The sequence below is a fragment of the Streptomyces sp. CAI-85 genome (assembly GCF_013363615.1).
GTDB classification, from domain to species: Bacteria; Actinomycetota; Actinomycetes; order Streptomycetales; family Streptomycetaceae; genus Streptomyces; species Streptomyces antibioticus_B.
This window is the reverse complement of record NZ_JAANNX010000067.1, coordinates 1-25,605: the sequence shown is the minus strand read 5'-3', so window position 1 is coordinate 25,605 and position 25,605 is coordinate 1. Positions and strand designations below refer to the sequence as shown.

26 protein-coding genes are annotated in these 25,605 nt (G+C 73.4%); 5 read left to right on the top strand and 21 right to left on the bottom strand.

Features of this window, described 5'->3' with window-relative positions:
- From G6W55_RS32835 to G6W55_RS32820, 4 genes are all read right to left on the bottom strand, one after another.
- Window positions 1–544 (bottom strand): TCP-1/cpn60 chaperonin family protein (locus G6W55_RS32835; protein ID WP_303049958.1); only part of this gene is annotated, 544 nt, incomplete at its 3' end.
- Between the two features lie 125 nt (window positions 545–669).
- Complete coding sequence (gene groES / locus G6W55_RS32830; protein WP_020132158.1) at window positions 670–978, bottom strand: co-chaperone GroES; 309 nt, start codon at window positions 976–978, stop codon at window positions 670–672.
- Window positions 979–1,230: 252 nt separating this feature from the next.
- Entirely contained in the window at window positions 1,231–2,112 is an 882-nt protein-coding gene (locus G6W55_RS32825) for a polysaccharide deacetylase family protein (RefSeq protein WP_309243861.1), read from the bottom strand.
- Window positions 2,109–3,134 carry a polysaccharide deacetylase family protein gene (locus G6W55_RS32820; protein WP_175524347.1) on the bottom strand — a complete coding sequence of 342 codons (1,026 nt, stop codon included), beginning with the start codon at window positions 3,132–3,134 and terminating at the stop codon, window positions 2,109–2,111. The genes G6W55_RS32825 and G6W55_RS32820 overlap by 4 nt, the downstream gene beginning before the upstream one ends.
- A 101-nt stretch (window positions 3,135–3,235) precedes the next feature.
- Here G6W55_RS32820 and G6W55_RS32815 point away from each other — a divergent pair, with 101 nt between their 5' ends.
- Window positions 3,236–4,408 carry a methyltransferase domain-containing protein gene (locus G6W55_RS32815; RefSeq protein ID WP_175524346.1) on the top strand — a complete coding sequence of 391 codons (1,173 nt, stop codon included), beginning with the start codon at window positions 3,236–3,238 and terminating at the stop codon, window positions 4,406–4,408.
- Window positions 4,409–4,422: 14 nt separating this feature from the next.
- Here the strand turns inward: G6W55_RS32815 and G6W55_RS32810 are convergent, their stop codons facing one another.
- From G6W55_RS32810 to tsaB, 9 genes are all read right to left on the bottom strand, one after another.
- Window positions 4,423–5,808, bottom strand: coding sequence for a sigma-70 family RNA polymerase sigma factor (locus G6W55_RS32810; protein ID WP_175524345.1), 1,386 nt, complete (start codon window positions 5,806–5,808; stop codon window positions 4,423–4,425).
- Window positions 5,730–6,086 carry a YciI family protein gene (locus tag G6W55_RS32805; RefSeq protein WP_175524344.1) on the bottom strand — a complete coding sequence of 119 codons (357 nt, stop codon included), beginning with the start codon at window positions 6,084–6,086 and terminating at the stop codon, window positions 5,730–5,732. The genes G6W55_RS32810 and G6W55_RS32805 overlap by 79 nt, the downstream gene beginning before the upstream one ends.
- Window positions 6,087–6,166: 80 nt before the next feature.
- Window positions 6,167–7,228, bottom strand: coding sequence for an LCP family protein (locus G6W55_RS32800; protein WP_175524343.1), 1,062 nt, complete (start codon window positions 7,226–7,228; stop codon window positions 6,167–6,169).
- A gap of 83 nt (window positions 7,229–7,311) precedes the next feature.
- Window positions 7,312–8,706: an endo-1,4-beta-xylanase gene (locus G6W55_RS32795; protein WP_175524342.1), complete on the bottom strand. Its 1,395-nt coding sequence runs from the start codon at window positions 8,704–8,706 to the stop codon at window positions 7,312–7,314.
- Between the two features lie 116 nt (window positions 8,707–8,822).
- Entirely contained in the window at window positions 8,823–9,902 is a 1,080-nt protein-coding gene (locus tag G6W55_RS32790) for a LacI family DNA-binding transcriptional regulator (RefSeq protein ID WP_175524341.1), read from the bottom strand.
- A 186-nt stretch (window positions 9,903–10,088) separates the two neighbouring features.
- Window positions 10,089–10,349: a hypothetical protein gene (locus G6W55_RS32785; protein ID WP_175524340.1), complete on the bottom strand. Its 261-nt coding sequence runs from the start codon at window positions 10,347–10,349 to the stop codon at window positions 10,089–10,091.
- Complete coding sequence (gene tsaD, locus G6W55_RS32780) at window positions 10,346–11,431, bottom strand: tRNA (adenosine(37)-N6)-threonylcarbamoyltransferase complex transferase subunit TsaD (RefSeq protein ID WP_175524339.1); 1,086 nt, start codon at window positions 11,429–11,431, stop codon at window positions 10,346–10,348. Before tsaD ends, G6W55_RS32785 begins: the two co-directional genes overlap by 4 nt.
- On the bottom strand, window positions 11,424–11,897 hold the full coding sequence (gene rimI / locus G6W55_RS32775) for a ribosomal protein S18-alanine N-acetyltransferase (protein ID WP_175524348.1): 474 nt from the start codon (window positions 11,895–11,897) through the stop codon (window positions 11,424–11,426). Before rimI ends, tsaD begins: the two co-directional genes overlap by 8 nt.
- A gap of 29 nt (window positions 11,898–11,926) precedes the next feature.
- On the bottom strand, window positions 11,927–12,580 hold the full coding sequence (gene tsaB, locus G6W55_RS32770; protein ID WP_175524338.1) for a tRNA (adenosine(37)-N6)-threonylcarbamoyltransferase complex dimerization subunit type 1 TsaB: 654 nt from the start codon (window positions 12,578–12,580) through the stop codon (window positions 11,927–11,929).
- Window positions 12,581–12,727: 147 nt separating this feature from the next.
- On the opposite strand from tsaB, the gene G6W55_RS32765 reads away from it, so the two are divergent.
- Window positions 12,728–13,282, top strand: coding sequence for a hypothetical protein (locus G6W55_RS32765; RefSeq protein ID WP_175524337.1), 555 nt, complete (start codon window positions 12,728–12,730; stop codon window positions 13,280–13,282).
- Between the two features lie 66 nt (window positions 13,283–13,348).
- On the opposite strand, the gene G6W55_RS32760 is transcribed toward G6W55_RS32765, so the two are convergent.
- The 6 genes from G6W55_RS32760 to G6W55_RS32735 form a co-directional block, all read right to left on the bottom strand.
- Window positions 13,349–13,534, bottom strand: a complete 186-nt coding sequence (locus tag G6W55_RS32760; RefSeq protein WP_175524336.1) for a hypothetical protein — start codon at window positions 13,532–13,534, stop codon at window positions 13,349–13,351.
- A 128-nt stretch (window positions 13,535–13,662) separates the two neighbouring features.
- Entirely contained in the window at window positions 13,663–14,175 is a 513-nt protein-coding gene (gene tsaE / locus G6W55_RS32755; protein WP_063754130.1) for a tRNA (adenosine(37)-N6)-threonylcarbamoyltransferase complex ATPase subunit type 1 TsaE, read from the bottom strand.
- Window positions 14,141–15,397, bottom strand: coding sequence for an alpha/beta fold hydrolase (locus G6W55_RS32750; RefSeq protein WP_175524335.1), 1,257 nt, complete (start codon window positions 15,395–15,397; stop codon window positions 14,141–14,143). The genes tsaE and G6W55_RS32750 overlap by 35 nt, the downstream gene beginning before the upstream one ends.
- Window positions 15,398–15,527: 130 nt before the next feature.
- Window positions 15,528–16,691: an alanine racemase gene (alr, locus tag G6W55_RS32745; RefSeq protein WP_175524334.1), complete on the bottom strand. Its 1,164-nt coding sequence runs from the start codon at window positions 16,689–16,691 to the stop codon at window positions 15,528–15,530.
- 106 nt (window positions 16,692–16,797) lie between these two features.
- Complete coding sequence (locus G6W55_RS32740; RefSeq protein WP_175524333.1) at window positions 16,798–18,231, bottom strand: NAD(P)H-hydrate dehydratase; 1,434 nt, start codon at window positions 18,229–18,231, stop codon at window positions 16,798–16,800.
- Window positions 18,232–18,285: 54 nt separating this feature from the next.
- Window positions 18,286–18,657: a holo-ACP synthase gene (locus G6W55_RS32735; protein WP_030788209.1), complete on the bottom strand. Its 372-nt coding sequence runs from the start codon at window positions 18,655–18,657 to the stop codon at window positions 18,286–18,288.
- A gap of 119 nt (window positions 18,658–18,776) precedes the next feature.
- On the opposite strand from G6W55_RS32735, the gene G6W55_RS32730 reads away from it, so the two are divergent.
- Both G6W55_RS32730 and G6W55_RS32725 read left to right on the top strand, forming a co-directional pair.
- Window positions 18,777–19,763, top strand: coding sequence for a hypothetical protein (locus tag G6W55_RS32730; protein ID WP_175524332.1), 987 nt, complete (start codon window positions 18,777–18,779; stop codon window positions 19,761–19,763).
- A complete protein-coding gene (locus G6W55_RS32725) occupies window positions 19,760–21,502 on the top strand; it encodes a pitrilysin family protein (protein ID WP_175524331.1) in 1,743 nt (580 codons plus the stop codon). The genes G6W55_RS32730 and G6W55_RS32725 overlap by 4 nt, the downstream gene beginning before the upstream one ends.
- A gap of 37 nt (window positions 21,503–21,539) precedes the next feature.
- On the opposite strand, the gene glmS is transcribed toward G6W55_RS32725, so the two are convergent.
- On the bottom strand, window positions 21,540–23,387 hold the full coding sequence (gene glmS, locus G6W55_RS32720) for a glutamine--fructose-6-phosphate transaminase (isomerizing) (RefSeq protein ID WP_175524330.1): 1,848 nt from the start codon (window positions 23,385–23,387) through the stop codon (window positions 21,540–21,542).
- 141 nt (window positions 23,388–23,528) lie between these two features.
- Between glmS and coaA the strand changes: the two genes are divergently transcribed.
- A complete protein-coding gene (gene coaA / locus G6W55_RS32715) occupies window positions 23,529–24,518 on the top strand; it encodes a type I pantothenate kinase (protein ID WP_175524329.1) in 990 nt (329 codons plus the stop codon).
- A 62-nt stretch (window positions 24,519–24,580) separates the two neighbouring features.
- On the opposite strand, the gene G6W55_RS32710 is transcribed toward coaA, so the two are convergent.
- The coding region (locus G6W55_RS32710; RefSeq protein WP_175524328.1) for a phosphoglucosamine mutase at window positions 24,581–25,605 on the bottom strand (1,025 nt) is incomplete at its 5' end.

The window sequence follows — 25,605 nt, the reverse complement described above, 5'->3', positions numbered from 1 at the left end:
CGAAGGTGTTGGACTCCTCGACGGTGATGACACCGTCCTTGCCGACCTTGTCCATGGCCTCGGCGATCAGCTCGCCGACCTGCTGGTCCTGCGCGGACAGCGCGGCGACGGCGGCGATGTCGGCCTTGTCGTCGATCGGGCGGGCCGAGGCGAGCAGCTCGTCGGAGACGGCCTTGACGGCGGCGTCGATGCCCTTCTTCAGGGCGGCCGGGGAGGCGCCGGCGGCGACGTTCTTCAGGCCCTCGCGCACCAGCGCCTGGGCGAGCACGGTGGCGGTGGTCGTACCGTCACCCGCGATGTCGTTGGTCTTGGTCGCCACCTCCTTCACGAGCTGCGCGCCGAGGTTCTCGTACGGGTCCTCGATCTCGACCTCACGGGCGATCGTGACACCGTCGTTGGTGATGGTGGGGGCACCGAACTTCTTGTCGATGACGACGTTGCGGCCCTTGGGGCCGATCGTCACCTTGACCGTGTCGGCCAGCTTGTTGACGCCGCGCTCGAGGGCGCGACGGGCGTCCTCGTCGAACTTCAGGATCTTCGCCATGACAGCGGGAGCCCTCTCGATGTCTGTGGATGAAAAATGCACTGCGCCCCGGGCGCCCGGCTTCTTATGTGGTCGCGGGGGCCAGGGGCGCAGTGTCAAGCAACGAAATGTGTGCCTGAGATGAACTACTTCTCGATGATCGCGAGGACGTCGCGAGCCGAGAGGACGAGGTACTCCTCGCCGTTGTACTTCACCTCGGTGCCGCCGTACTTGCTGTACAGGACGACGTCGCCGACCTTGACGTCGAGCGGCAGGCGCTCGCCGTTCTCGAAGCGACCCGGGCCCACGGCGAGGACGGCGCCCTCCTGGGGCTTCTCCTTCGCGGTGTCCGGGATGACCAGGCCAGAGGCGGTGGTCTGCTCGGCGTCGAGCGGCTGGACCACGATGCGGTCCTCGAGCGGCTTGATGGCAACCTTGGAGCTGGTGGTCGTCACGATCCGACCTCCCCCTTCGGAGATCTCACGGGGTTAACTGTCTGAGGTGGCGACCAGGTGGATCCGTCGTCGCGGGTGCCGGACCTGCCCGTCGCGTTGTTGGCACTCTCCAGTGGGGAGTGCCAGAGCCGAGACTATGACTGCGATTAGCACTCGGTCAAGCGGAGTGCCAATGACGGCGGGGCGCGGGCGGGAAATCGGGCATCACGGGCCCACCGGGAACAGCAGAGAACAGCAGAGAATCGTCGAGGACTACAGGTAGTCCTCCAACCGCCCCACCGTCAGCCCCTCTTCCTGGATCCGGCGCAGCAGGCGTGTCGTGCGTTCGCGCAGGGTCGGGCCGAGCAGCTCGTCCGGGTCCACGGCGACGATGTCGCCGGGACGCAGCCGGTGGGGGCCGTGAGTGTAGGTGAGGTCGGCGGGGCCCATCGAGGCGCGCCACAGGACGAGCGCGGTGATGCCGCAGTCGGCGGCGGCGCGCAGGGTGGTGGTGTCGTACCGGCCGTAGGGCGGGCGGAAGAGGCGGGGGCGCAGGCCGAAGCGGGCGTGCAGTTTCTGCTGCTGGCCGCAGATCTCGGCGCGCTGTCCGGCGTACGGCAGTCCGCGCAGGGCCGCGTGGTCGAGGGTGTGGTTCTGGAGGCTCGCGCCGACCGAGCGCAGCCGGGCGAAGTGGCCGTAGCCGGGGCCGACCACGCTGTCCGTGAGGAACATGCTGACCGGGAGCCGTAGTTCGCGGACCATGTCGACGAATCGGGGGTCGCGTTCGGCGCCGTCGTCGTAGGTGAGGAAGACGACCGGGTCGCGGGTGGTGACGTGGTCGACGACGGGCGGCAGGGCGGCGTCCCGGCCGGCGGACGTGCCGTCCGGGCCGGGGCTGCCGGACAGGGGTGCGGCAGGCGCGGGCGGCGAGGCGAGCGGGGCGGCGAGGCCCCAGCGGCGGTAGGGCTGCCGGTCCTCGCCGCGGCCGCCGCCCTGGCCGTCGGTCGCGCCGTCGTGCGAGGCACCACGCGGGGCGACCCGTTCCGCCGCCTTCTTGCCGAGCCGTTCGATCGGGTCGACCGACTGGGCGCAGCCGACCGGTGCCGTCACGGCCAGCGCCAGCAGGACGGCCGTCAGGGCCCGCCGCGTCCTCACAGGTAGTCCTCCAGGCGTGCCACCGCGTACCCCTCCTCCGTGACCTTGTTCAGGAACCGGCGGATCATGTCGGGCATGGTGCCCTTCCAGTGGCCCTTGCCGCGGAAGTGGCTCAGGACGATGTCGCCGGGGTGGAGGTCACGGTCCCACTCGCGGTACTCCCAGCGGTCGACGAAGACCTCCTCGGCCCAGAGTGGCGCGTATGTCACCCCGCAGGACTTCGCCGCGATCAGCGTGTCGCGGTTGTAGTTGCCGAAGGGCGGCCGGAAGAGGGCGGGGCGCTTGCCGTACTTCTCGCGGAGCACCTCCTGCATGCCGCAGATCTCGTGCCGCTGCTTCCGGTAGGACAGGCCGGGCAGATAGGGGTGGTTCAGGGTGTGGTTGTTCAGGGTCACGCCGCGCTTCTGCATCTCGCGGAAGTAGGCGTAGTCGTCGTCGATGACGTAGTCGCTGAGGAACGCCGTGTACGGGACCTTGAGTTCGCTCATCATCCGCAGGAACGCGGGGTCCTTCTCGGCGCCGTCGTCGATGGTGAGGAAGACGACCTTCTGCCGGGTGGGGATCCGGGTGAAGACCGGCGGCAGACCGAGTTCCTCGTGGCCGTCGACCTCGAAACCCTCGCGGGTGGTGATCCGGGGCTTGCGCGCGGGCGGGGCCGGTGCGGTGAGCGGGACCTTCTTCAGGCCCCATCGCCGGGCGGCCGCGATCCGGGCGGTGCGCTCGGCCCGGAGCCGGGACGCCTGCTCACGACGGGCGTCGGCGGCGTCGGCCGCGTCGGCGGGTCCGGCGGGAGGCGCCGCCGCGCCGGACTCCGGCCCCGGGGAACCCGCACCGCCGCCGCGCTCCGCGCCACCGCCCTGGACACAGCCCGACCCGATCGCGGTGAGGGCCAGCATCGCGATCCCGCCCCGGATGCCGGCCCGGCGGCGCGCGGCACGGGACGCAGGGGTGGTGCGGGCGGTGTCAGCAGTGCCGTAAGCCCCAGATGCGCCATTCTTGTCATTTTGTACGACGGATCCCATGGCGCCGGATCCTCGCAGCCGTCCCCCGGGAATCCCGGCCCGACACCGCACGACACCTCCACCGGAGGCACACCGTCCTCCGACTGGCCCACAATGTCCCGGTGAACGACCTCGCCCCGCTCCTCACCCCCGAGGGCCGTGCCCTCCTCGACGCCGTGCGCGGCACCGCCCCCGCCGATGAACTCGCCGTCGCCACCCGGCTGCGCCGCGACCATCCGGCGGAGCTGGTGTCCGCCGCGCTCGGGCAGGCCCGGCTGCGGCAGCGGGCGGAGGCGAAGTTCGGGGCCGAGGACGCGCGGCGGATGTTCTTCACGCCGAACGGCGTCGAGCAGTCGACGCGGGCGAGCGTGGCGGCCTACCGGGCCGAGCGGATGAAGAGCCTCGGCATCACCTCCGTCGCCGACCTGTGCTGCGGGATCGGCGGGGACGCGATCGCGCTCGCCCGCGCCGGGATCCGGGTGCTGGCCGTCGACCGGGACGCGCCGACCGCGGCGGCGGCCCGGGCGAACGCCGAGGCGCTGGGACTCGCCGGCCTGATCGACGTACGGGAGGCGGACGTCACCGAGGTGGACACGGCCGGCTTCGACGCCGTGTTCGTGGACCCGGCCCGGCGGGGCGGCCGGGGCCGGATCTTCGACCCCGAGGCGTACTCGCCGCCGCTGTCCTGGGCGATCGGGGCCGCCCTCGCCGCTCCGCACGCCGCGCTGAAGATCGCGCCCGGGGTGCCGCACGAGGCGATCCCCGCCGAGGCCGAGGCGGAGTGGATCTCGGACGGCGGGGACGTGAAGGAGGCGGTGCTGTGGTTCGGCACCGAGCCGGGTGCCGTACGGGCGACGCTGCTGCCGGGGCCGCGCACCCTGCTCGGCACCGGGCTGCCGAACCCGCAGGTCAGGCCGGTCGGCCGCTATCTGTACGAGCCCGACGGCGCCGTCGTCCGGGCGCATCTGGTCGCCGAGGTGGCCGCCGCGCTCGACGGCGGGCTGATCGACGGGACGATCGCCTACGTCACCGCCGACACCCTGCGTCCGACGCCGTACGCGACCGCCTACGAGATCACCGACCGGCTGCCCTTCAACGTCAAGAAGCTGAAGGCGCTGCTGCGGGAGCGGGAGGTCGGGATCCTGACGGTGAAGAAGCGGGGCTCGGCGGTGGAGCCGGAGGAACTGCGCCGCAAGGTGCTGCCCAGGCCGCAGGGGTCGCGTGCGGTGACGGTGTTCCTGACCCGGGTGGCGGGCGCGCCGACCATGCTGATCGGCGGCCCGGCCACCGCCTGAGGCTCCGGGGCGGGTCAGGCCGTGGTCCCGGCCCTGCGCAGCAGCAGGTCCCGCTCCCGGCCGTTGCCCGCGAGCCCTGCCGCGCGGGTGAACTCCGCCCGGGCCTCCGCCGTACGGCCGAGGCGGGCGAGCAGGTCGGCGCGGACGCTCGGGAGCAGGTGGTAGCCGCGCAGGGCCGGTGCGTCGGCGAGGGCGTCGACCAGGGCCAGGGCGGCGGCCGGGCCCTCGGTCATCGAGACGGCGACCGCGCGGTTCAGCTCGACCACCGGGGACGGGAAGCGGGCCGCGAGCAGGCCGTACAGGGTGGCGATGCTCGCCCAGTCGGTGTCCTCGTAGGTGTACGCGTGCGCGTGGCAGGCGGCGATGGCGGCCTGGAGGGCGTAGCGGCCGGGGGCCGCCGGGGCGGTGGCGCCGGCCCGGTCGAGGGCGGTGATGCCGCGGGCGATCAGCATGCGGTTCCAGCGGCGGCGGTTCTGGTCCCGGAGCAGGACCGGGGTGCCGTCGGGGGCGGTGCGGGCGGCCGTGCGCGACGCCTGGAACTCCAGCAGGGAGACGAGGCCGTGCACCTCGGGCTCCTTGGGCATCAGCGCGGCGAGCTGCCGGGCCAGCCGGAGCGCGTCCTCGCACAGCGCCGGGCGCAGCAGGTCGTCGCCGGCTGTGGCCGCGTATCCCTCGTTGAAGATCAGGTAGATGACGTCGAGGACCGGGCCGAGCCGGGCCTCACGGTCGGGTCCGTACGGCACCTCGAAGGCGACGTTCCTGGTGGCGAGGGTGCGCTTGGCACGGACGATGCGCTGGGCGACGGTGGCCTCGGGCACGAGGAACGCGCGGGCGATCTCAGGCGTCGTGAGGCCGCCGAGCAGCCGCAGGGTGAGCGCGGTGCGGGCCTGGGCGGAGAGCACGGGGTGGCAGGTCATGAAGACGAGCCGCAGCAGGTCGTCGTCGATGTCGTCGGGTCCTGACGGCTCCTGCGGCGGCGGTACGTCGGCGAGGTCGCGGCCGATCTCCCGGAGCTTGCGGGCGTAGTTCTCCCGCCGCCGGACCAGATCGACGGCCCGTCGCCGCGCGGCGGTGACCAGCCAGGCCCCCGGCCGGTCCGGCACCCCGTCCCGCGGCCACTGCTCCAGAGCGGCGACCAGCGCGTCCTGCGCCAGCTCCTCGGCGATCCCCACGTCCCGCACCACCCGGGTGACGGCGGCGACCACCCGGGGAAACTCCAGCCGAAACACGGTCTCGACGGCGGCCAGGGGGTCGATGGCGGGTTGTCGTTCCACACCCCCATCGAACACCCCCGGCCGGGCCCGTGCCGGGGGTCCGGGGATCAGCCCTCGGCGATTTCGCGGACCTCGCAGGTCACCGTCCAGAACTCCTCGTGGACCTTGAGGAAGCGCTTGGTCCATTCCAGGGCCTCGGCCAGGTCCTTGCACTGCATGATCGCGTAGCCGCCGACGACCTCCTTGGACTCGGTGAAGGGGCCGTCGGTGACGGAGATCTCGCCGCCCTCCCAGTGCACGCGGGTGCCCTGGGCGGACGGGGTGAGGCCGGCGGTGTCGAGCATGACGCCCGCCTTGGTGACCTCCTCGATGAGTTCGCCCATCCGGCGCATCAGCTCGGGGCTGGGGCCCTCGGCGGGGGCGGAGGCTTCGTCGATCTTCACGAGGGAGAGATAGCGGGGCACGGTGACTCCTCGGGTCCGGCGCCGGGTCCTTCCCGGCCGCTCACCCCTGCGTCGAACGGGAGGCCGTCGGATCGACACGCTCAGCGCAGCGATTTCCACAGTGCGCTCGCCTCCGGTTCGTCCGCCACCACACGGTTGGGGTCGGAGGGGGCGGTGACCACCGGCATGGTGACCGTGGTGAGGTGCTCAGTGCTCAGGTCCCGCAGGCTCTCGCCGAGCCGCGTCAGCTCGCCGAGCGAGTCCAGACCGGTGTCGGTGGTGAGGCTGCCGGTGACCGCGTCGGCGACGCCGTACAGCTTGGCGGGGCTGGTCAGCAGGTCCGTGGAGGAGATCTGGGCCAGCAGGGCCTTGACCAGGTGCTGCTGGAGGCCGATGCGGCCGAGGTCGCTGCCGTCGCCGATGCCGTGCCGGGTGCGGGCCAGCGCGAGGGCCTGCTCGCCGTCGAGATGGTGGGTGCCCGCCGCGAGGTGCAGATGGCTGTCGTCGTCGTCGATGTCCTCCTCCGTGGTGACGGTGACCCCGCCGAGCGCGTCCACCAGCCCGGCGAAGCCCGCGAAGTCGACCTCGATGTAGTGGTCCATCCGGACGCCCGTGAGGGACTCGACCGTCTTGACCGCGCAGACCGGCCCGCCCACCGCGTACGCGGTGTTGAACATCGCGCCGTACGCCACCGCCGTGGAGCCGCCCGAGGACAGCGGGCAGGACGGGCGGGTGACGAGGGTGTCGCGCGGGATGCTGACCACGGTGGCGCCGGTCCGTCCCGCGTCGATGTGCACGACCATCGCCGTGTCGGAGCGGGCCCCGCCGCTGTCGCCGCCGCCGAGCGCCTTGTTGGCCGCGCCGCTGCGCGAGTCGGAGCCCAGCACCAGGATGTTCACGGCCCCGGTGGGCAGCGGGGAGGCCGGGGCCGAACCGGTGGGCGCCGGGGTGGTGAGCGCCCGCGCGGGACGGTTGTCGCCGAGCGCGCTGTCGATGTCGACGCTGCGGATGTTGTCGTTGAGGTGCCAGTAGGCCCAGCCCGCCGCCCCGGCGCCCAGCACCAGGGCGGCGGCCAGGGCGAGCCCGGCGGCCCTCAGCACGCGCCGGCCCGGCCGTCGGCCCCCTCGGGTGCCGTCCTCGCGGTTCTCCTCGTGTCGCGTCACGGGGAGGAACGTAAGTCCGAATTATTAGCGGACTGTTAGGACAGTCGTCCCGGGCCGGATTTCTTCGGTGAATCTCATGATTCTCAGCCCAGCGTCACCTCCGGCACCGGATTGCCGCCGCTCCAGCTCGCGTTGAACCCGAAGCTCACCGAACCCCCGTCCGGCACACCGCCGTTGTAGGCCGCGTTCCGGCAGGACACCGCCGCCCCCGACTGCGCGCAGTCCGCGTTCCAGGACTGGGTGATCCGCTGCCCCGCCCCGTAGGTCCAGGTCACCCGCCAGGACGACAGCGAGGCGCCCGAGCAGGAGAGGGTGACGTTCCCGGTGAAGCCGGTGTTCCACTGGCTCTGCACGGTGTAGACCGCCGTGCACGCCCCCGTCGGCGGCGGGGTGGTCGTCCCCCCGAGCGCCTCGGAGATGCCGTAGTACGCCGGTTTCGGCGCGTAGTTCGCGTCGTACGGGGTCGCCGCGCCCTGGCCGGGAAAGGTGCTCTCCACCCATGAGTCGGAGTCGGTGAAGCCCCACACCGTGAGGTTCACGCAGCGCGCGACCGCGGCGCAGGCCGCGGTGACCGCCTTGTAGTCGGCCTTCTGTTGGGCGAGTTTCGCGCTGTCCGAGGGCAGGGTCATCCGGATGTCCAGCTCGGTGATCGCCACGTCGACGCCGAGGTCGGCGAAGCGCTGGATGTTCTGCTGGAAGGTGGCCGGCACCTGACCGAGGATCAAGTGCGCTTGCAGTCCGACGCCGTCGATCGGGACGCCGCGCTCCTTCAGCGACCTGACCAGGTTGTAGAGGGCCGTCGACTTAGCGTTGACGCCCTCCACGTTGTAGTCGTTGATGTACAGCTCGGCGGCCGGGTCCGCGGCCCGCGCCCAGGTCAGCGCGTCGGCGATGTAGTCGGCGCCGAGACCGTCGTACCAGAGGGTCGAACGGTACGTGCCGTCCTCGTTGAACGGCTCGTTGACGACGTCCCAGGCCGCGATCCGGCCCTTGTACCGTCCGGCCTCGGTGCCGATGTGGTCCCGGAGGAGCGTGCGCAGTTCGGCGGGGGTCCAACTGCCGCCGGTCAGCCAGCCGGGGTTCTGGCTGTGCCAGACCAGGGTGTGGCCGCGCACCTGCTGGCCGTGGGCCTCGGCGAAGGCCACGATCCGGTCGGCCTCGGCCCAGTCGAAGGTGCCGCGGGAGGGCTCCACCGACCCCCACTTCATGGCGTTGCCCGGCGTCAGCGAGCCGAACTGGGCCCCGGCGAGGTCGCCGTAGGTCCCGGTGAGCCTGGAGCCGGTGACCGCGGTGCCGATGACCTTGCCCCGGGCGGCGCCCAGATCGCGCAGCGGGGTGTCGGCGGCGTGCGCGACACCGCTTCCGGCGGTGAGCAGCGAGCCGATCACCGCCGCCGAGGCGATCAGGGCGGCAGCGGCACGTGCACGGAACGACGAACGGGAGGAACGCGACGCGCTGGAGGAACGAGAGGATCTCATTACGGGCGCCTCCGAAAGTTTCGGTCGTGCAACCGATTGACTTCGGTGGAGTGTGGAGGCGACCGCCACACCCGTCAATACGTCACCTTCCGGCCACCGCGCACACCCACGAGGGCCTACGGCACCGGCGGCGCCCCCGTGCTCGCCCGCACCACCAGGCTCGTGGCCAGCTCGATACGGGTCGCCGTCGGGGACTCGACGGCCGGGGCCCGGCCCAGTTCGAGGACCAGCCGGGCCGCCGCCTCGGCCATCTCCGTCAGCGGCTGCCGTACGGTCGTCAGCGGCGGGCCCACCCAGCGGGCCACCGGCAGATCGTCGAAGCCGACCATGCTCACGTCCTCCGGGATGCGCAGCCCCAGCTCGCGGGCGGCCTCGTAGCAGCCGAGCGCCTGGAGGTCGTTGCCGGCGAAGACGGCGGTCGGCCGGTCCGGGCGGCCGAGCAGCTCACGGCCGAGCCGGTAGCCGGTCTCGTGGTGGAAGTCCCCGGTCATGATCAGCGCGGGGTCGACGGGCAGCCCGGCCGTCTCCAGCGCGGCCCGGTAGCCGTCCATCCGGGCCCGGCTGCACATCATCTGCGGCGGCCCGCTGATCGCCCCGATCCTGCGGTGCCCCAGCTCCACCAGATGCCGGGTGGCGGCCAGCCCGCCCTGCCAGTTGGTGGCGCCGATCGACGGCACGTCCGCGCCCGGATCGCCGGCCGGGTCCATCACCACGAACGGGATGGAACGGCTGGTCAGCAGCGCCCGCTGGGACTCGTCGAGCCCGGACAGCACCAGCACCACCCCGTGCGGGCGGCGAGCGGCGACCTGGTCGGCCCAGCTCCGGCCGGGGGTGAGGCGCCCGGCGCTCTCGCTGAGCACCACGCTCAGCCCGGCGTCGCGCGCCACGTTCTCCACGCCCCGGATGACCTCCATCGCCCACGCGCTCTCCAGCTCGTGGAAGACCAGGTCGATCAGGGGCGAACGGGCCGCCTCCGCACGCCGCCGCCGGTAGCCGTGGGCGCGCAGCAGCTCCTCGACGCGGCTGCGGGTCCCGGGGGCCACGTCGGCACGGCCGTTGAGGACCTTCGAAACAGTCGGCGCCGAGACGCCGGCCTCACGGGCGATCTCCGCGAGGGTCGCGGTCTGCCCGGACCTGCCGCCGGGCTCTCCCGACTGGCTCCGGGTCCGTGTCTCAGCGGGCTCCGAGGGTGTCATGGCGGCGATCGTATCCTCGCGCGGCCTCTTGACGAACCCCGTGCCCCGCCATGGGATATCGGAACATTCGAAGCGAGTCACGAAAAATTCGACCGGATGCGGTGGCGACGGGCCGGCCTGGGCGCTGTCGGATCCGCAGCCGCGGCAGGGGACGCGCACGGGGCGCCACAGGCGCCGGAGCCGGTGCTACTCCCCGTCCGGCGCCGACTCGAAGCGCCATCGGTGGACGCCCCGGCTCACCAACTCGGGCGGGGGATCCGGGAGTTCGGGGAGGTCGGCGTCGTAGGGGGCGTCCCACCAGGTGATGATCAGGACTCGGTCCTGGGGGGCGTGGAGGGTCTCCCGGCGCAGGGGTGGCCGCGGGAGCCGCTGGGCGCGGGCCCAGGTGAGGAGGTCCGGGCCGCGGGCCGGGAGGGCTCGGGCCTCCCACATCAGGGCGACGGTCACGTGTAGAGGTTCTCCTTGCTGACCTCGTGCACATGGTCGTGGCCCGGGACGTGCGGGTCGGTCACCGGCAGGGAGGAGTCCGCCGAGAGGTCCCAGCTCGACGCCGCCCGGTTGCGGGCCACCATCTCCGCGCCGAGGGCGGCGACCATCGCGCCGTTGTCGGTGCACAGCTTGGGGCGCGGGACGCGCAGCCGGATGCCGGCGGCCTCGCAGCGCTCCTGGGCCAGGGCGCGCAGCCGGGAGTTGGCGGCCACGCCGCCGCCGATCATCAGGTGGTCGACGCCCTCGTCCTTGCACGCGCGGACGGCCTTGCGGGTCAGGACGTCCACGACGGCTTCCTGGAAGGAGGCCGCGACGTCCCGCACCGGGACCTCCTCGCCGGCCGCCCGCTTCGCCTCGATCCAGCGGGCCACGGAGGTCTTGAGGCCGGAGAAGGAGAAGTCGTACGCCGGGTCGCGCGGCCCGGTGAGGCCGCGCGGGAAGGCGATCGCCCGAGGGTCGCCCTCGCGGGCGTAGCGGTCGATGACCGGCCCGCCGGGGAAGCCCAGGTTCAGCACGCGCGCGATCTTGTCGAACGCCTCGCCCGCCGCGTCGTCGATGGTCGAGCCCAGCGGACGCACGTCGGAGGTGATGTCCGTGGACAGCAGCAGCGAGGAGTGGCCGCCGGACACCAGCAGCGCCATCGTCGGCTCGGGCAGCGCGCCGTGCTCCAACTGGTCGACGCAGATGTGCGAGGCGAGGTGGTTGACGCCGTAGAGCGGCTTGCCGAGGGCGTAGGCGTACGCCTTGGCCGCCGAGACGCCGACCAGCAGCGCGCCGGCCAGGCCAGGGCCCGCGGTGACGGCGATGCCGTCGAGGTCCTTCGCCGAGACGCCGGCCTCCTTCAGCGCCCGGTCGATGGTCGGGACCATCGCCTCCAGGTGGGCCCGGGACGCGACCTCGGGGACGACCCCGCCGAAGCGGGCGTGCTCGTCGACGCTGGAGGCGACGGCGTCCGCCAGCAGGGTGGTGCCCCGGACGACGCCGACGCCGGTCTCGTCGCAGGACGTCTCGATGCCGAGGACGAGGGGTTCGTCAGCCATGGGTGTCGGTTCCTTGTACCTGGGTGGAGGGGTCCGTCAGACGCATCACCAGCGCGTCCACGTTCCCCGGCTGGTAGTAGCCGCGCCGGAAGCCGATCGGCTCGAAGCCGAAGCGTTCGTAGAGCTTCTGGGCCCGGACGTTGTCGACCCGGCACTCCAGCATCACTTCGGCGCACTCGAAGGCGGTCGCGGCCCGCAGCAGCTCGGTCAGCAGCCGGCCGCCGAGCCCGGTGCCCCAGTGGCCCTGGGCGACGGCGATGGTCTGCACGTCGGCGACGTCCGCGTTGGCGGCCAGCCCCGCGTAGCCGACGATCCGCTCGCCCTCGGTCGCGACGACGTACCGCCGGGTCGCCTCGGGCCCGCGGGCGTGGGCCAGGTCGGACCAGAACATGCCCCGGGACCAGGCGTCCTCCGGGAAGAGGATCTTCTCCAGTTCGAGCACGGGTTCGATGTCCCACCAGCGCATCTCGCGCAGCACGGGAAGGGCGGCTCCGGTCACTTGGGGGTGACCACCTTGTAGTTCTTGGGGACCTGCGCGTCCGGCCTGCGCAGATACAGCGGGCGCGGCGCCGGCAGCTCCTCGCCGCGGGCCAGCCGCTCGGCGGCGAGCGAGGCGAGGGCGGCCGCGGAGACGTGCGCGGGCTCGTGGACGTCCGGGAAGGTGTCCGGGTAGAGCAGCGCGCCCGCGCCGACCGCCGGGAGCCCGGCGACCCGCTCCGCGATGTCGGCGGGCCGGTCCACGGCCGGGTCGGTGACCCGGGTGCGGGAGTCGTCGTAGCGCGCCCAGTAGACCTCCTTGCGGCGGGCGTCGGTCGCCACGACGAACGGTCCGGGGAGGTCGGCGGCGTGGGCGAGGCCGTCGAGGGTGCACACGCCGTGCACCGGGACGCCGAGCGCGAGCCCGAAGGTGTCGGCGGTCATCAGCCCGACGCGCAGCCCGGTGTAGGGGCCGGGGCCGATGCCGACGACGATCGCGGTGACGGCGTCCAGCGTGCGCCCCGCCTCGGTGAGCAGCCGGTCGACGGCGGGCAGCAGCAGCTCACCGTGCCGGCGCGCGTCCACCTGGGTCGAGGAGGCGATGACGTCCGTGCCGTCGTGCAGGGCGACGGTGACGGCGGGGGTGGCGGTATCCAGAGCGAGCAAGAGCACGCCAACAGCCTACGGCTCCTCGGCGGCTGTGTCGGATGTCCCGGTCGGGGCCGCGACGGCTGCTAACGTCACGCCGGAGCGGCACCGAAAAAGGCAGAAGAGCGACAGAAGCACGACATACACCGATTTGACGATGGAGTGGTCACGGTGGCAGGCAGCAGCGCGGCGGTCGTCGCCGGTCTCACCGCGGCGGCCCTGGCGACGGTCGGGGTCCTGGCCTACCAGGCGTCCGCGAACGTGCCCGCCGGCCTGGGCAGACCCCGGGCCGAGGGCGTCGCGACGCCTACGGTGACCAAGGCCCCGCGCGACAAGAAGCACCCCACGGCGCTGCCGGCCGGCTCCGGTTCGGGCCGCCGGGTCGTGTACTCGGTGGACGACGACCGGGTGTGGCTGGTCACCGGCGACGGCAAGGTGGAACGTACGTTCCAGGTGTCCCCCGGCTCGGTCGACCCGCTGCCGGGCGTGTACACCGTCACCTCCCGCTCGAACGCGGCCGTCGGCACCGACGGCACACCCATCGAGCACGTCGTCCGCTTCGCGACCGCCAAGGGCGTGACGATCGGCTTCAGCGCGGCGGTGACCGGCTCGGCGCCGGAGCTGGACCCGAGCCGCCGCACGGGCGGCATCCGGGAGTCCCGCGAGGACGGCAAGGTGATGTGGCACTTCGCGACGATCGGCGAGCGGGTCGTCGTGATCCGCTAAAGCGGCCTAGACGCCGTACGGTCAGGCGCCGCACGGTCGGGCGCCGTACGGTCAGGCGCCGTACGGTCAGGCGGCCTCAGGGTGCGCGACGGGCCCGGCCGACGCCGTACGGTCGGGGGTCCGGGGCGGGGTCGAGACGGCGCGGGCGGCCTCGCACGAGGCCAGCAGCGCGCTCATGGACACCCCGGGGAGCGCGTACGGCCGCGACGGTTCCGGTGCGGCCTCGGGGGCCCGGTGCTCGGTGGCCGACATGGACGCCTCCTCGGATGGGGCGGGGCCTGGTTAGGTAGACCTAACCAAGGTCTGGGTACCATGTGACCACGCCCACGACACCGAATGCAACATTTTGCCGACGTCCTGTCGGAAACGTTCCGGCGCGGTCAGGCGGAGAGCACGCCCAGATCCGCCGCCGCCCACCGCGGGCCCAGCCCGGTGAGCGTCACGTGCCGCACCTCGTCGGTGGTGTCGCCGACCGAGCGGTGGATCCGGACCTGGAGCCGCTCGTCGGTCAGCTCCTCGACCTTCCCCTCGCCCCACTCCACGACGATCACCGAGTCGGAGAGGGAGACGTCGAGGTCGAGGTCCTCCATCTCGTCGAGCCCGCCGCCCAGGCGGTACGCGTCGACGTGGACGAGCGGCGGCCCGTCCCCCAGGGAGGGGTGGACCCGGGCGATCACGAAGGTGGGCGAGGTGACCGCGCCCCGCACGCCGAGCCCCTCGCCCAGGCCGCGGGTCAGTGTCGTCTTGCCCGCGCCCAGCTCCCCGCTGAGCATCACGAGGTCGCCGGCCCGCAACAGTTTCGCCAGACGGCGGCCCAACTCCCGCATCCGTTCGGGGGAGTCGACGATCAGCTCGGTCTCAGCCGGGTTGTGCGGTGCTGCTGGTGCTTCCATAGCCACCCACGGTAGCCCCTGCCGGCACGGCGCCCGCGCGGGTCAGCAGGTCGGCGAGGCGGTCGGTGACCACCTCCGGGTGCTCCAGCATCACCAGGTGCCCGGCGTCCGGCACGAGCACCAGCTCGGCGTCCGGCAGCAGATCGGCGATGGCCTCGCTGTGCTCGCTGGGCGTGACCAGGTCGCCGATCCCGGCGAGCACCAGCACGGGCATCTCCGTGAAGCAGGCGAGGGCCTCGGTCTTGTCGTGGTCGGTGAAGGCCGGGTAGAACTCGGCAACCACGTCGATCGGGGTGCTCTCGATCATCCGTTCGGCGAACCGGGCGACCGCGGGATCCACGTCCCGGGACGCGAAGGAGTACCGCTTGATGATCCCGGCGAAGAGGTCGGCGGTGGCCCGGCGCCCCTTCTCCACCAGGGCCGCCTGCTGGCCGAGCGCCTTGAGCACGCCCGGCAGCACCCGCCGGACCGCGTTGACGCCCGCGACCGGCAGACCGAAGTTGACCTCGCCGAGCCGCCCGGACGACGTACCGACGAAGGCGGTGGCGACGACCCGGTCCCGGATCAGCTCCGGGAACTGGGCGGCCAGTGCCATCACCGTCATCCCGCCCATGGAGTGGCCGACCAGCACGATCGGCCCCTCCGGCACGGCCGCGTCGATCACGGCCTTCAGATCGCGCCCCAACTGATCGATGGTGACCGGCGCGCCGTCCTGGAGCTGGGCCGCCCCGCGCGCGGACCGGCCGTGGCTGCGCTGGTCCCAGTGCACGGTGCGCACCACGCCCCGCAGCGCGGCCCGCTGGAAGTGCCAGGAGTCCTGCGAGAGGCAGTAGCCGTGACTGAAGACGACGGTGACCGGCAGCGGCGCCTTGCGGCCGAACAGCCGGCGGCGCCGGGGGGCCGGGCCGCCCTGCGGCTCGACGTCGTCCACCTCGTAGTACAGCTCGGTGCCGTCGTCGGCCGTCGCCCTGCCGGGGGTGCCGCGCAGCGCGCCGTACGGGCCCGCCGAGTCGAGGGCGAGCCGGGCCTTGGCCCGCATCCCGCGCCCCACGGTCATCCGCTCCAGGGCGACCCCGGCCGCGGCGCCCGCGGCGATCACGCCTATCGCGGCACCGGCGATACCGGTCGCCCGGCGCCAGTTCCCGGCCGCCCCCGTCGCGGAGGCGGCGGCGACGGCCGCCGAGGCGGCGCCCGCCATCGCCTCCGCACTGCTCTCGCTCACGTACCGCTCCTTCGATCCGCTGGTCCGCTGGTCCGCCGGGCGCCTGCCGTCGGGGTCACGCCCGCGGGGCGCCCGTCCCCGTCACGTCACTGGTCGCGCGTCAGTCGTTCACGCGGCCCTCGTTCACGCGTCACTCGTTCACATAGACGCGCGGAACGCGTCCGCCGATGCGTGTGACGATCTCGTACCCGATGGTTCCCGCCGCCTGCGCCCAATCCTCCGCCGTGGGCTCGCCGCGGTCGCCGGGCCCGAAGAGGACCGCCTCGTCGCCCGCCTGCGGTTCGTCGCCGCCGAGGTCGACGACGAACTGGTCCATGGCGATCCGCCCGGCGACGGTCCGCCACTTGCCGCCGATCAGCACCGGTCCGGTGCCGGAGGCGTGCCGCGGGACGCCGTCGGCGTAGCCCAGCGGGACCAGGCCGAGGGTGGTGGCGCCCGGGGTGACGTAGTGGTGGCCGTAGCTCACGCCGTGCCCGCCCGGGACGTGCTTGACCAGGGCCAGCGGGGTGGTGAGCGTCATCACCGGGCGCAGTCCGAGGTCCGCGCCGGCGCCGACCTCGGGGCTCGGCGACAGGCCGTACATCGAGACGCCCGGACGGACCAGGTCGAAGTGGGCCTCCGGGAGGGTGAGCAGGCCCGGCGAGTTGGCGATGTGCCGCACCTCGGGCCGTACGCCCTCCGACTCGGCGTACGCCACCATCTCGCGGAAGCGGGTGAGCTGGGCGGCCACGGAGGGGTGGCCGGGTTCGTCGGCGCAGGCGAAGTGCGACCACAGGCCGGTGATCCGGACCAGTCCGTCGCGCTCGGCGCGCAGCGCCCCGGCGACCAGTTCGGGCCAGTCTGCGGGCTGGCAGCCGCTCCGCCCGAGCCCGGTGTCGGCCTTGAGCTGCACGCGCGCGGGACGGCCGGCGGCGCGGGCGGCCCCGACGACCTCCCGCAGCGCCCACATCCCGCTCAGCGACACGTCGAGACCGGCCTCGACGGCCTCCCGCCAGGGCCCGCCCGGCGTCCACAGCCAGCACATGATCCGGACGTCCGCCGGCAGCCCGCCCCGGGCGCGCAGCGCGAGCGCCTCCTCGGGGGTGGCGGTGCCCACCCAGGTGGCCCCGGCCTCGACGGCCGCCCGGGCGCACGGGAACGCGCCGTGCCCGTACCCGTCGGCCTTGACCACGGCCATGAACGCCGCCCCCGGCGCCTTGGCGCGCAGGGTCCGCACATTGGCCCGCAGCGCGGCCAGGTCGATCTCGGCGCGGGCGCGGGACGGGGCGGCGGCCGGGCGTGCAGTCTCAGTCATCGCGCCCAGTGTCTCAGAGCCCCCGGACAACCCCTCGGGGACCGGGCCGGTCCCCCCACGAAGGGCACCCACGACAGAACCCCATCCGGCCCCGGCCCCGTCCGCCTCACCCCCGCACATCCCTCCACACCCCCGGCACCGCTTCCGCCACGTCGTGCGCGCTCACCGGCGCGCCGTCCGAGGCGAAGCGGCCCGCCAGGCCGTGCAGATACGCCGCCACGCTGCCCGCGTCCCGTGCCGTCAGGCCCGCTGCCAGGAGGGAGCCGGCGAGGCCGGACAGGACGTCGCCGCTGCCGGCGGTGGCGAGCCACGGGGTGCCGGTCGGGTTCACCCGGACGGGCCCCCCGTCCGGATCGGCGACCAGCGTGGTCGAGCCCTTGAGGAGGACCGTCGCCCGGTAGCGCGAGGCGAGTTCGCGGGCGTGGGCCAGCCGCGCCGCCTCGACCTCCTCGCGCGCCACCCCGAGCAGGGCCGCGGCCTCTCCCGCGTGCGGGGTCATCAGGGTCGGCGCGGTCCGGGACCGTACGGCGTCCGGGTCGGCCAGCCGCAGGCCGTCCGCGTCCAGCAGCACCGGTACGTCCGTCGCGAGCACCTCGGTGACGGCGGCGGAGTCGTCCCCGGCCCCCGGTCCGACCACCCACGCCTGCACGCGCCCCGCCTCCCGGGGCCCGCGGTCCGACACCAGCGTCTCGGGGAACCGGGCGAGCACGGCCGGCCCGGCGGGTCCGACGTACCGGACGGCCCCCGCCCCGCCGCGCAGCGCGCCCGCGACGGCCAGCACGGCGGCCCCGGGATAGCGCGCCGACCCTGCGGCGACGCCCACCACCCCGCGCCGGTACTTGTCGCTCTCGGCCCCCGGCACCGGCAGCAGCGCCGCCACGTCGGCGTGCTGCAACGCCTCCAGCACGGCCCCGTCGGCGGGCGGCTCCAGACCGATGCCGACGAACCGCACCGACCCGGCGTACTCGCGCGCCGGATCGATCAGCAGCGCCGGCTTGTGCGCGCCGAAGGTGACGGTGAGGTCGGCCCGTACGGCCGCGCCGCGCACCTCGCCGCTGTCCGCCTCCACCCCGCTGGGCAGGTCGACGGCGACGACGGCGGCGCCGGTGGCGGCCACCCGTTCGACGAGCGCGGCGGCGTCCTCGCGCAGTCCGCCCTTGCCGCCGATGCCGACGATCCCGTCCAGCACCAGATCGGCCCGCCGGACCGCCGGTCCGGCGCCGTCGGGCGTCACGGTCCTGCCGCCGGCCCGCAGCAGCGCGGCCAGCCCCTCGGCGTGGGCCCGGCCGGGCGCGAGCAGGACGGCCGTCACCCCTGCGCCGCGCCGGGCGAGCCGGGCCCCGGCGTACAGGGCGTCGCCGCCGTTGTCCCCGCTGCCGACCAGCAGGACGACCCGCCGCCCGTACACCCGCCCGAGCAGATCGGCGCAGGCGGCCGCCAGTCCGGCGGCGGCCCGCTGCATCAACGCCCCCTCGGGAAGCAGCGCCATGAGCGCGCGCTCGGCTGACCTGACCGTCTCTACGCTGTACGCGGTACGCATACGACCGAGTCTGTCACCGCCGGGCGCCCGGCCCCGGCAATCGCCGCCGCGCCGTCACCCCTCCGCGATCACCACCGCCGAGGCCACCCCCGCGTCGTGACTGAGCGACACATGCCAGGACTGGACGCCCAGTTCGGCGGCGCGCGCCGCCACGGTCCCGGAGACCCGCAGCCGCGGCTGCCCGCTGTCCTCGACGTACACCTCCGCGTCGGTCCACAGCAGCCCCGCCGGTGCCCCCAGCGCCTTGGCCAGCGCCTCCTTCGCCGCGAACCGCGCCGCCAGCGAGGCGACCCCCCTGCGCTCGCCGCTCGGCAGCAGCAACTCGCTCTCGATGAAGAGGCGTTGGGCCAGCGCGGGGGTCCGCTCCAGCGAGGCGGCGAACCGCTCGATCTCGGCCACGTCGATACCGACCCCGATGATGCTCATGCCGAGCACCCTACGACCGCCGCCGAGGGCGGCCCGGCAACCCCGCCCGCCCACCCGGATGTCACCGCTTCCTGCTAGCCTTCCGCGACTTGATCATGACAAAAAGGCGGGCGGGGGACATGAGCGGAACCGACGGCAGACCCACGAAAGAGGGCTGGGGCCCGCCGGGTCCCACCTTCAGCCCCTTCGACAACACACCCGAGCTGCGCCCGCTGCGCACCGCGGCCCGCGCGGGCAACTGGCCCGAGGTGCGGGCCTGGTTCGCGGCGCTCGACTCGGTGGAGAAGGTCACCGCGGGTGCGTCCGTGCTCGCCGGCATCGACGGTGTCGAAACGTTTCTTGAGCGGGCCGCCGCCGACCTCCCCGCCGACCCGCTGCCCCGCACCCTGCTCGCCGAGCGGTACATCACCATCGGCTGGGACATCCGCAGCGGCGCCCGTGCCCACCTCGTCTCGCGGGACCAGTTCGGCCAGTTCCACGACTGGCTGCGCAGGGCCGAGCGCCTGCTGATCGACGTCTGCGCCGAGCAGCCCGGCTACGCCCCCGCCTGGACGGCCCGTCTGCTCACCGCACGCGGTCTGGAGCTGGGCCGGGCGGAGGCCCGCCGCCGCTTCGACCGGCTCTCCGCCCACCACCCGCATCTGTACCGGGCGCAGACCCAACTGCTCCAGCAGCTCTGCCCGAAGTGGGGCGGCACCTGGGAGCTGGCCCACGGCTTCGCCCGCGAGTGCGCGACCTCCGCGCCCGACGCCACCGACGCCGCCGCCGTGGTCGCCGTCGCCCACATCGAGCACGCTGCGGACCTGGACGGCGCCGAATCCGCCGCCTATCTGCGGGGCGTGCAGGTCCGCGACGATCTGCGCTTCGCCGCCCAGGTGTCCGTGCTGCACGCCGGCTACCGCCCCACCTGGAACTCGGTCGGCGCGCACAGCGTGTTCGCGTTCGCCTTCTCCCTCGGCGGCCACCACGCGCTGGCGGCCCCGCACTTCGCCTTCCTCGGCGACCTGGCCTCCGAGTTCCCCTGGCAGTACACGGGCGACCCGAGGGCCACATTCCTGAAGTTCCGCGACGCCGCGCTCCAGGCACAGGGAGGGGCCCACCGATGACCACCGGACTCACCGGCCCGAGCGGCCTGGACACGCTCGACGGCCTGCTCTCGCACACGACCGTCCAGGGCGTTCCCGTCCTGTACGCCCCCGGGACCGGCAAGGAGATCACCGCCGGTCTCTTCTTCCGGGTGGGCCGCGCCGACGAGACCCTGGCCACCGCCGGGATCACCCATCTCGTCGAGCATCTCGCCCTGCACCGCCTCGGCCTGTCCGACCTGCACCACAACGGCGCGACGGGAAGCACGTACACCCTCTTCCACGCCACCGGCGCCGAGGAGGAGATCGTCGCCCATCTCAACGGCGTCTGCGCGGGCCTGCGCGATCTGCCGATGGAGCGCCTGGAGACCGAGAAGGAGATCCTGCGCACCGAGGCGGCCGGCCGGGGTACCGGCCCGAACCACCAGATGCCGGTGTGGCGGTACGGCGCCCAGGGCTACGGCCTGGCCGGATACAGCGAGCCCGGCACCTGGAGCCTGACCGCCGACCAGGTCCGCCGGTGGGCCGAGACCCGCTTCACCCGCGACAACGCGGTCCTGTGGATCACCGCCGATCATGTCCCGGAGGGCCTCGACCTGGCCCTCCCGGCGGGCGAGCGCATCCCGGCCCCGGCCCCGACCAGCGCCCTTCCGGTCACCCCGGCCTACATCCACGGCGAGGACGGCCATGTCGTCCTCACCTCCGTCGTCCGCCGCTCCACGGCCGCCTCCGTGTACGCCGACGTCGTCGGCCGGGCCCTCTTCAAGGACCTGCGCCAGGAGGGCGGTTACTCCTACACGGCGGAGGCCGACTACTCCCCGCGCGACGCCGAGTACGCCACCCTCACCGCGTACGCCGACGCCCTGCCGGAGAAGCAGGACGCGGTGGTCGGCGGTTTCGTCGACACCCTCGCCCGGCTGCGCGCGGGCCGGATCGAGCAGTCCGAACTGGACTCCGTGCGCACCAGGCTCCTCAAGCTGTACGACCTTCCCGACCTGGGCGCCGTCTCGCTCCCCTCGTACGCGCTGAGCCTGCTGCTCGGGCATCCGATCCTCAGCCCCGACCGGCACCGGGCCGAGCTGGACGCGGTGACCCTCGCCGATCTGCGCGAGGTCGCCCGCGAGGCGTGGGCGAGCGCCCTGCTCCAGGTGCCGGGCCGGGGCGTCGACTGGGCGGGCCTCACCCTGGCCCCGCAGCACTCCGAGGACGAGGTGACCGGCACCCGGCACGTGTCCCTGGAGAACGAGCAGGTCGCGCTGGTGATCGGCGCCGAGGGCGTGAGCCTGGTGACGCCCCGGGGCCCGGTCACCGTCCGCTTCGACGCCCTGGCGGCGATCACCGCCCGGCCCGACGGGGCCCGTGTCCTCACCGGGCACGACGGGTTCGTCGTCACCGTGGAACCCACCCTGTTCAAGGGGGTCACCGCCGAGCGGATCGCGGCGATCGACGCGGCCGCCCCGGCGGACGCGGTGGTCCCGCTGCCGGCCCGCCCGGAGGAGCAGATCCCGCGGCCCCGCACGCCCGAGAAGCCGCCCCGCGACCTGCGCGGGACGGCCCGCCGCTGGGGCTGGACGGCGCTCTGCGTCGTCCTGGGCACTGCGGCCGCCGTCTGGCCGGTGATCTGCGGATACCTCATCGTGGACCGGATCCAGGAGGACCGTTTCCCGCCCCTGCACGGCATGCTCGGCATGGCGGTCCTGGAGTACTCGCTGGTCCGCTGGGCCCGCGCGTCCTGGCGGCGCCGCGAGGGCGACGGCTGACCGGCCGGCGCCGGGCCCGGCCCCGGCGCCGCACCGCTCACTCCACGGTCACGGACTTCGCCAGGTTGCGCGGCTGGTCCACCTCGTTGCCCCGGGCCGTCGCCAGCTCGCAGGCGAACACCTGCAACGGCACCGTCGCCACCAGCGGCTGGAGCAGCGTCGGCGTGACCGGCACCCGGACGAGATGGTCGGCGTACGGCACGACCGCCTCGTCCCCCTCCTCCGCGATCACGATCGTGCGGGCGCCCCGGGCCCGGATCTCCTGGATGTTGGAGACGATCTTGTCGTGCAGGACCGAGCGGCCGCGCGGCGACGGCACGATCACGACGACCGGCAGATCGTCCTCGACCAGCGCGATCGGCCCGTGCTTCAGCTCCCCCGCCGCGAAGCCCTCGGCGTGCATGTACGCCAGCTCCTTGAGCTTCAGCGCGCCTTCGAGGGCGACCGGGTAGCCCACGTGCCGGCCGAGGAAGAGCACCGTCTTCTTGTCGGCGAGCGACCGCGCCAGCTCCCGCACCGGCTCCATGGTCTCCAGGACCTGTTCGACGGAACCGGAGATCCGGGCGAGGTCCCGGATGACGGCGGTGATCTCGTCCCCCCACTTGGTGCCCCGCACCTGCCCCAGATACAGGGCCACCAGATAGCAGGCCACGAGCTGGGTCAGGAACGCCTTGGTGGAGGCGACCGCCACCTCGGGACCCGCGTGCGTGTACAGCACGGCGTCCGACTCCCGCGGGATGGTCGAGCCGTTGGTGTTGCAGATGGCGAGCACCTTGGACCCCTGCTCACGGGCGTGCCGCAGCGCCATCAGGGTGTCCATCGTCTCGCCGGACTGGGAGATGGCGATGACCAGCGACCGCGAGTCCAGGATCGGGTCCCGGTAGCGGAACTCGCTGGCCAGCTCCACCTCGCAGGGGATGCGCGTCCAGTGCTCGATGGCGTACTTGGCGATGAGCCCCGCGTGGAAGGCCGTACCGCAGGCGACGATGACGACCTTGTCGATCTCCCGCAGCTCGGAGGCGGAGATCCGCACCTCGTCCAGCGTCAGCGAGCCCGAGGCGTCGATCCGGCCGAGGAGGGTGTCGGCGACCGCCTTGGGCTGCTCGGCGATCTCCTTGAGCATGAAGTAGTCGTGGCCGCCCTTCTCCGCGGCCGAGGCGTCCCAGTCGACGTGGTACGAGCGGGTCCGCGCCGGGAGCCCGTCGAAACCGGTGACCGTCACCCCGTCCCGCCGCAGCTCGACCACCTGGTCCTGGCCCAGCTCGATCGCCGACCGGGTGTGCGCGATGAACGCGGCGACGTCCGAGGCGAGGAACGCCTCCCCCTCGCCGACGCCCACCACGAGCGGCGAGTTGCGGCGCGCCCCCACGACCACGTCCGGCTCGTCGGCGTGCACCGCGACCAGCGTGAACGCCCCCTCCAGCCGCCGGCACACCAGCCGCATGGCCTCGGCGAGGTCGGCCGTCACCGAGAACTCCTCGGCGAGCAGATGGGCCACTACCTCGGTGTCGGTCTCGGACAGCAGCTCGTGCCCGCGCTCGGCCAGCTCGGCCCGCAGCACGGCGAAGTTCTCGATGATCCCGTTGTGCACGACGGCGACCCGGCCCGCGTTGTCGAGGTGCGGATGCGCGTTGGCGTCCGTCGGCCCGCCGTGCGTGGCCCACCGGGTGTGGCCGATGCCGGTGGTGCCGGTCGGCAGCGGCCGCTCCGTCAGCTCCTTCTCCAGATTGACGAGCTTGCCCGCCTTCCGGGCGGCGGCGAGCCCCCCGTCCGCCGGCACGGCGACACCCGCCGAGTCGTACCCCCGGTACTCCAGCCGCTTCAGCCCGGCCATGACGACCTCGAGCGCCGACTGAGACCCCACGTATCCCACGATTCCGCACATGCGCGGCAGCCTACGGCCGCCGGACGTCCCGAAAGAGGCTCCGCGTGCCCGATTTCGGAAATTCCCACCGGGGTACGAACGCCTCCGGGCACGTGACGGACCCCACCCGCCATCGTGTTCAAACTCCGTTAACAATGGACTGTGATCTCTCCGGTCTCCTCGATACCCCGGAGCGCCCACCGGTCCAGGCCGGAGGCGACTCCCTACGTCGATCTCACCCGCCCCGAGTGGAGCGCGCTGCGTGAGAAGACTCCGCTGCCGCTGACCGCGGAGGAGGTCGAGCGGCTGCGCGGCCTGGGTGACGTCATCGACCTCGACGAGGTGCGTGACATCTATCTGCCGCTGTCGCGCCTGCTCAACCTGTACATCGGCGCCACGGACGGGCTGCGGGGCGCGCTCAACACCTTCCTCGGCGAGCAGGGCTCCCAGTCCGGCACGCCGTTCGTCATCGGGGTGGCCGGCTCGGTGGCGGTCGGCAAGTCCACGGTCGCCCGGCTCCTCCAGGCCCTGCTGTCCCGCTGGCCGGAGCACCCCCGGGTGGAGCTGGTCACCACCGACGGCTTCCTGCTGCCCACCCGGGAGCTGGAGAACCGCGGCCTGATGTCGAGGAAGGGCTTCCCGGAGTCCTACGACCGCCGCGCCCTGACCCGGTTCGTCGCCGACATCAAGGCCGGCAAGGACGAGGTCACCGCGCCCGTCTACTCCCACCTGATCTACGACATCGTCCCCGGCGAGAAGCTCACCGTGCGCCGCCCGGACATCCTGATCGTGGAGGGCCTGAACGTCCTCCAGCCCGCCCTGCCGGGCACCGACGGCCGCACTCGGGTGGGCCTCGCCGACTACTTCGACTTCAGCGTGTACGTCGACGCCCGCACCGAGGACATCGAGCGCTGGTACCTCAACCGGTTCCGCAAGCTGCGCGACACCGCCTTCCAGGACCCGAACTCGTACTTCACGAAGTACACCCAGGTCTCCGAGGACGAGGCCCTCGACTACGCCCGCACCATGTGGCGCACCATCAACAAGCCCAACCTGGTGGAGAACATCGCCCCCACCCGCGGCCGCGCCACCCTGGTCGTCCGCAAGGGCCCCGACCACAAGGTCCAACGCCTCAGCCTGCGCAAGCTGTGAGAACGGCCCGGTCCCCGCGCGATGTGCGCGGGGACCGGGCCGATCGTCTCAGAGCGAGGCTGCTAGCCGAGCGCGGACTTCACCACGTCGGCCAGTCGGCCCGCGACCGCGCGGGCCTGGTCGATGTCCGCCGCCTCGACCATGACCCGCACCAGCGGCTCGGTGCCGGAGGGGCGCAGCAGCACCCGGCCGGTCTCCCCCAGCTCGCGCTCGGCGTCGGCGACCGCGTCGGCCAGCTCGGCCGAGTCCCCGACCCGGGTCCGGTCCACGTCCGGCACGTTGACGAGGACCTGGGGCAGCCGCTCCATGATCCCGGCCAGTTCCCGCAGGGGCCGCTTCGTCTGGGCGACCCGCGCCGCCAGCAGCAGGCCGGTCAGGGTGCCGTCGCCGGTGGTCGCGTGATCGAGGATGATCACATGCCCGGACTGCTCGCCGCCCAGCGCGTAGCCGTGCTCCTTCATCTCCTCCAGCACGTACCGGTCGCCGACGGCGGTCCGGACGAGCTGGATGCCCTCGCGCTCCATGGCGAGCTTGAAGCCGAGGTTGGACATCACGGTCGCGACGACGGTGTCGGAGCGCAGTACGCCGCGCTCGCGCATGGCGAGGGCAAGGACGGAGAGGATCTGGTCGCCGTCGATCTCCTCGCCGAGGTGGTCCACGGCCAGGCACCGGTCGGCGTCGCCGTCGTGCGCGATACCGAGGTCGGCGCCGTGCTCGACGACGGCCGCCGTCAGCTTCTCCAGGTGGGTCGACCCGCACCCGTCGTTGATGTTGAGCCCGTCCGGCTCGGCCCCGATCGTGACGACCTGGGCCCCGGCCCGCGCGAACGCCTCCGGCGACACCCGGGCCGCGGCGCCGTGCGCCTCGTCGAGGACGATCTTCAGCCCGTCGAGCCGGTTCGGCAGGACGGCGATCAGATGGGCGACGTAACGGTCGAAGCCCTCGTCGTAGGCGCGCACCCGGCCGACGCCGGAGCCGGTCGGCCGCTCCCAGGGCTCACCGCGCCGGTGCTCCTCGTAGACGGACTCGATGCGGTCCTCCAGCTCGTCGGCGAGCTTGTGGCCGCCGCGGGCGAAGAACTTGATGC

Excerpts from the sequence above, each read along its gene's own strand:
- G6W55_RS32820 (WP_175524347.1), bottom strand. The coding sequence starts at position 3,134 with ATGGGATCCGTCGTACAAAATGACAAGAATGGCGCATCTGGGGCTTAC.
- G6W55_RS32810 (WP_175524345.1), bottom strand. The coding sequence starts at position 5,808 with ATGGACCAAGCGCTTCCTCAAGGTCCACGAGGAGTTCTGGACGGTGAC.
- G6W55_RS32795 (WP_175524342.1), bottom strand. The coding sequence starts at position 8,706 with ATGAGATCCTCTCGTTCCTCCAGCGCGTCGCGTTCCTCCCGTTCGTCG.
- G6W55_RS32790 (WP_175524341.1), bottom strand. The coding sequence starts at position 9,902 with ATGACACCCTCGGAGCCCGCTGAGACACGGACCCGGAGCCAGTCGGGA.
- tsaD (WP_175524339.1), bottom strand. The coding sequence starts at position 11,431 with ATGGCTGACGAACCCCTCGTCCTCGGCATCGAGACGTCCTGCGACGAG.
- rimI (WP_175524348.1), bottom strand. The coding sequence starts at position 11,897 with ATGCGCTGGTGGGACATCGAACCCGTGCTCGAACTGGAGAAGATCCTC.
- G6W55_RS32760 (WP_175524336.1), bottom strand. The coding sequence starts at position 13,534 with ATGTCGGCCACCGAGCACCGGGCCCCCGAGGCCGCACCGGAACCGTCG.
- tsaE (WP_063754130.1), bottom strand. The coding sequence starts at position 14,175 with ATGGAAGCACCAGCAGCACCGCACAACCCGGCTGAGACCGAGCTGATC.
- alr (WP_175524334.1), bottom strand. The coding sequence starts at position 16,691 with ATGACTGAGACTGCACGCCCGGCCGCCGCCCCGTCCCGCGCCCGCGCC.
- G6W55_RS32740 (WP_175524333.1), bottom strand. The coding sequence starts at position 18,231 with ATGCGTACCGCGTACAGCGTAGAGACGGTCAGGTCAGCCGAGCGCGCG.
- G6W55_RS32735 (WP_030788209.1), bottom strand. The coding sequence starts at position 18,657 with ATGAGCATCATCGGGGTCGGTATCGACGTGGCCGAGATCGAGCGGTTC.
- G6W55_RS32730 (WP_175524332.1), top strand. The coding sequence starts at position 18,777 with ATGAGCGGAACCGACGGCAGACCCACGAAAGAGGGCTGGGGCCCGCCG.
- G6W55_RS32725 (WP_175524331.1), top strand. The coding sequence starts at position 19,760 with ATGACCACCGGACTCACCGGCCCGAGCGGCCTGGACACGCTCGACGGC.
- glmS (WP_175524330.1), bottom strand. The coding sequence starts at position 23,387 with ATGTGCGGAATCGTGGGATACGTGGGGTCTCAGTCGGCGCTCGAGGTC.